General features: G+C 46.3%; 5 protein-coding genes. 1 reads left to right on the top strand and 4 read right to left on the bottom strand.

All coding sequences use genetic code 11. The annotated features are described in order from the left end of the window. On the bottom strand, nucleotides 1-1,374 hold a 1,374-nt coding region (locus tag RMO84_RS06540; RefSeq protein ID WP_310487667.1), incomplete at its 3' end, for a hypothetical protein. A 203-nt stretch (nucleotides 1,375-1,577) separates the two neighbouring features. Between RMO84_RS06540 and RMO84_RS06535 the strand changes: the two genes are divergently transcribed. Further along, nucleotides 1,578-2,741: a VWA domain-containing protein gene (locus tag RMO84_RS06535; protein ID WP_310487666.1), complete on the top strand. Its 1,164-nt coding sequence runs from the start codon at nucleotides 1,578-1,580 to the stop codon at nucleotides 2,739-2,741. Here RMO84_RS06535 and RMO84_RS06530 read toward each other — a convergent pair. From RMO84_RS06530 to RMO84_RS06520, 3 genes are all read right to left on the bottom strand, one after another. Then, the gene (locus RMO84_RS06530; RefSeq protein WP_310487665.1) at nucleotides 2,738-3,136 is read right to left on the bottom strand and encodes a hypothetical protein; all 399 of its coding nucleotides are present in this window, start codon (nucleotides 3,134-3,136) and stop codon (nucleotides 2,738-2,740) included. The two genes, RMO84_RS06535 and RMO84_RS06530, sit on opposite strands and share 4 nt — an antisense overlap. 176 nt (nucleotides 3,137-3,312) lie before the next feature. Beyond that, entirely contained in the window at nucleotides 3,313-4,086 is a 774-nt protein-coding gene (locus RMO84_RS06525; protein ID WP_310487664.1) for a hypothetical protein, read from the bottom strand. After that, nucleotides 4,079-4,705, bottom strand: a 627-nt coding sequence (locus RMO84_RS06520; protein WP_310487663.1) for an ABC transporter ATP-binding protein, incomplete at its 5' end; no start/stop codon positions are given. The genes RMO84_RS06520 and RMO84_RS06525, both read right to left, overlap by 8 nt.

Below are 4,705 nucleotides of genomic sequence, written 5' to 3'. Positions count from 1 at the left end.
AGTATCTACTTGTCTGGAAAACATCTGATGGTATAAATACTCCGATCTTGCTAGTAGCCAGTCTTCATTCTCATACTTGTCCGAATAACTACTTTCTGAGCTAACATAGCGATCTGATTGTTGCTTAAAGTAATCTGCCTGCCAGCTATGTATTTGTATAAGTAGCTCTTTATCTGTCCGCCAAAGAGCTTTGCGGAAAATATCTCGCGCGACGTCATCTAGTCGTGATTGTCCTTGCTCGAAAAAGTGTTGTTCTGTCAGCCAGGTATAACAATCTCTCCCATCTATCTGTAGGGGTAATTCTAATTTTGCTAACAGATGTTCTATTAATCTTTGGTCAAAAGATTGACAACAAGCAGCTATTCTGGACACCTTGCTCATCAGCCTTTTTTTATCGACATCACTTTCTTGAAGTAAAAAGTCTTCGACATCTCGATCTATTTTAGTAAAAATAGACTCAATATTAGGATTGTCTTCTAGCTGTTGTCGAATCTTATTTAGATAATATGGCCAACCTTTAGTAATCTGATAAATTCGATCTAAGTCTTCCTGCCGCTTGATTCCAATGTTTGTTAGATAAGCATTAGTTCTCTCTTTGTCAAAACGTTCTACCCCCTGACTATAGATCGATATTCTCTCTTGTAACTTTTGCCATCCACCCTGTTGCAGAATGTCATTACGTCCGGTTATCACTAGCCGCACCGCCACATCCTGTAATAAATCATTATGACTTGGCAGCAATGAATGCCACAACCACTCATTCGTATCTGGCAGAGCTTTTTCGTAAGTATCAAAAAACAATAGAACTGGCTGTTTGATGGCCTTGGATCTCAAGCAAGCTGCGAATGCTGCTGTTAATGTTTTTGATGGCTCCTTAATTAGTTCTTGTAATTTGACCTTACCTCTTGTTTCAAAATTACGATTGAGAAAGACATTAAATCTTTCCATCAAGCCTGTGGATTCCATCAAAAGTTGAATTGTCGATTTGCCAACATCAACAACAGTTTTATCTACAGGTGCCGCAACTTGAATACCAGCTTGTAAAATTTTCGCAAACTCTTTAGCATCTTTATCTTTTTCTAGATTGCTGATGAGGGCTTGACGTTTATTATAACAACGGGTAAATTCATCTTCATCTTCCCAATCATCATCGGATCTTAGTCTATATAGCTGCTCGTGCAACTTCTTCATCAGCTTGATTGGGGTCTCAATATCGCTATCCAAGCCAAAACTTACTCTAGCGATCGCTGCCGTTGGATGTTGTTCTACGATCTTTGTCAGCAGAGTTGTTTTACCTACGCCTCCGATTCCCCAAGAATGATAAACCAGCGGGTTATTGAGCGGATCTCTCAGTCCCTCTGCCAACTTACTCAAAAATTTATCAGTTTCCGGTCGATCTATGAAGAAGGTCATACTACTAACAAGCTAATCCGCTAGTATTATGTTACCCACATTCTCTCTGGTTATGTCGTTCTTGCTCTTCTTCTGACGCGTAGTAAGACAACTCACCGCGATCTTTTTACCACCCCTAGAATATTCCTTAGCATCATTGCAAACAATCCACAATCCAAAACCTCATGACAGAATCAGAAAGACTCAAACGGTGGCGATTGGTCCTCGGTAGCGAAGCCGAAGGTAGCTGTTGTGCTGGTGCTGGCGGCTTGAGTGGTAGCGACATCGAAATGGATCGCGCCCTTGCCGCCTTGTATCGTTCCGACACCGACACCCGCAGCGGTGGCTTGGGCGGTTCCGCACCCAAAGTCGCTCGCTGGCTCGGCGATATTCGGACGTATTTCCCTAGCTCTGTCGTGCGGGTGATGCAGCAAGACGCATTAGAGCGGCTGAATTTACACCAAATGTTGCTCGAACCGGAGATGATGCAAGCTGTCGAAGCCGACGTGCATCTAGTCGCCAATCTGATGTCTCTGAGTCAGATTATGCCCGCGACTACCAAAGAAACCGCTCGTTTAGTCGTCCAAAAAGTTGTAGACGAACTGCTGCGGAAACTTACCAACCCGATTCAGCAAGCTGTCACAGGCAGCCTCAATCGTGCCGTCCGCAACCGTCGCCCCCGTCATAATGAAATCGACTGGAATCGGACGATTCGGGCTAATCTACGCCATTATCAAGCCGCCTATAAGACGATTATCCCCGAAACGCGGATCGGTTACGGGCGCAAACGGACGGCATTGAAAAATATCATCCTGTGCGTGGATCAAAGTGGCTCGATGGCGACTTCGGTGGTGTATGCGAGTATTTTTGCAGCGGTGCTGGCTTCGATGCCCGCGCTAAAAACGCAGATGGTGGTATTCGATACGGCAGTTGTCGATCTGACAGAACTGCTCCAAGATCCGGTGGATGTCTTATTCGGTACCCAACTCGGTGGCGGGACGGATATTAATAAGGCGATGAGTTATTGTCAGGGCTTGATTCGCCAGCCCCAGGAAACGATTTTGGTGCTGATTAGCGATTTGTATGAGGGTGGGAATAATAACGAACTGCGCAAACGCGTCGGATCGATCGTGGCATCGGGTGTACAACTAGTGACCCTGCTAGCTTTAAATGATGATGGTGCGCCTTGTTTCGACAGGTCTAATGCGGCAGCGTTTGCAACTCTCGGCAGTCCCGCTTTTGCTTGTACGCCCGACCAATTTCCCGATTTGATGGCCGCTACTCTCAGTCGCCAAGATATCGGACTGTGGGCGGCGAAGGCTGGCTTGGCGACGACTCGGGGGACTTAGGATTTAAAACCAGCACACTTGGATAGGGATTGGCGGATCTCAGTTGGGGCGGTACTTATTGACAGCGATTTGGACGCCGGACACCCAAAATTCATCGTTTCGATCGATCCATTAGCCTTAAACTTGGCATCGAGTGGTAGCGAGCCACTATCGAAGATAGCTACAAAACCACTACCTTCTTTGCGGATGCGTTGAAACGATCCCATCCATTTCTTGAAGCTGGCCAACATTTCTCGGCTCTGAGTGTTGGGAGCTGAAGACTCATTCCGAAATAATCGATCGAGTACCACTTCTGGGGCTGGCTGTGCGTTCGCGACTAATTCGATCGATAAGACAAATAGCAAGGCTGTACTGAATACCGTCACGGCTCGATTTTTCTGGTGTTTAGATAGCATTATGGTAGTTTTTCTGTAATTAAAATGTGGTTAAAAGTCGATCTTAACGTAGACCACAAAAATAGGTTGTCAATTGCGATAAACCGTTGCGAACCGATCGATCGCCAGCTTGCTAAATCACAGGATATATTCAGATCCCCGACTTCTTCAAGAAGTCGGGGATCTAGCCTCACAACTCATAATTCCGATCGATTCATCCAAGCAATTGCCATAGTTAGTAATAAGCCGATCGATCCTACCGCACTAGCCATTGCCCACCAACCAGTACTAGGAAAATTACCATTCATAGTTTCGTAGGCATGATGTTGCAACGCCCAGACTGTATATGGTTCGATCGAGCGTAATTGCGTCGATGGCAGCCCTGCACCGCTAAAAAAGATCGTTAGTGCTAAGGCGGTAACAGCAGCAATCTTGTCAAATAAAACGCCCAGTAAAATTGTCAGTGCTAGCACACATAGCAACACCAAATACACCATCATCACCCCAACTAAATAGTTGATGGGCAAGATATTAGTGGGCAAACCGATGAACATGGCGATAACATAAATCACGATCGAGGGCGCACCAATGACGATCGCGCCCAGAAATACCGCATGAGCGGCAAATTTCCCGAGAATAAACCCCGCAGGCGATAACGGTTTGGAAAAAATCCACAGCAGGGTTTGAGTGAGCTTTTCGGTCACGATCGTCCCTTGCGTCAGGATAATAGTCCCAATTGACATCATATTGCTTCCCGACCACAGAAATAAGGACAACATCGCCCCACCCCGATCCTGGCTAGCCGTGGGCACCATCAGCGCAGGTGTTAAAGTCAGTGCCATCCAGATAATCGATTGATTTATCCAGCGATGCGTCCCAAACCACGCGGCTAGCTCTTTGCGATAGATCGCATCAAAGCCGCGATACCAGCTACTTGTAACACGCTGGAGTTCTCTACTTTGCTCATTCATATTTGGCACCGCCACCGACTAAATTGACAAAAATATCTTCGAGATTACGAGTCGATCGTTCAAAATGGGTGACGATCGTTCGTTCTTCGGCGATCGCCAATCGGAGTAATTCGGCTTCGGCAGCACGAGCATCACTGACATGAATTTGGAGTTTGGTCGTGCGATGATTGGTGAGATCGGGTATGCCCGTTTCTACCTCGATCTTTTCAATCCACGGTATGGATAATAAGCGACTTTTGACTGTTGCACCGTCGCCGCGAACTGTTAGATAAAATAAGTTGCTGTCGCTAGATAATAAATCTTGAATTCGTCCTTGAGCGATGAGTCTACCGCGATCGAGAATGACAACTCGATCGCTCACTCGCTGGACATCATCGAGAATGTGAGTCGAATAAAACACCGTACTGCGATCGCGAAAGCTCTCCAAAATCTTCAATACATCCCGCCTTCCCAATGGATCGAGGGCAGAAGCTGGCTCGTCGAGAATGATTAATTCCGGATCGTTAATGGCGGCTTGAGCGATGCCCAATCGTTGCTTTTCACCACCAGAAAAACCTTTAACTGGTCGATCGGCTTTGCCACTCAAACCCACCAGTTCGATGAGTTCCTCAATTCGGGC

Origin of the sequence: Chamaesiphon sp. VAR_69_metabat_338 (assembly GCF_031423935.1) — a bacterium.
Taxonomy (GTDB): domain Bacteria; phylum Cyanobacteriota; class Cyanobacteriia; order Cyanobacteriales; family Chamaesiphonaceae; genus Chamaesiphon.
The sequence above is the reverse complement of the archived record's forward strand: the minus strand, read 5'-3'. Positions and strand labels throughout refer to the sequence as shown.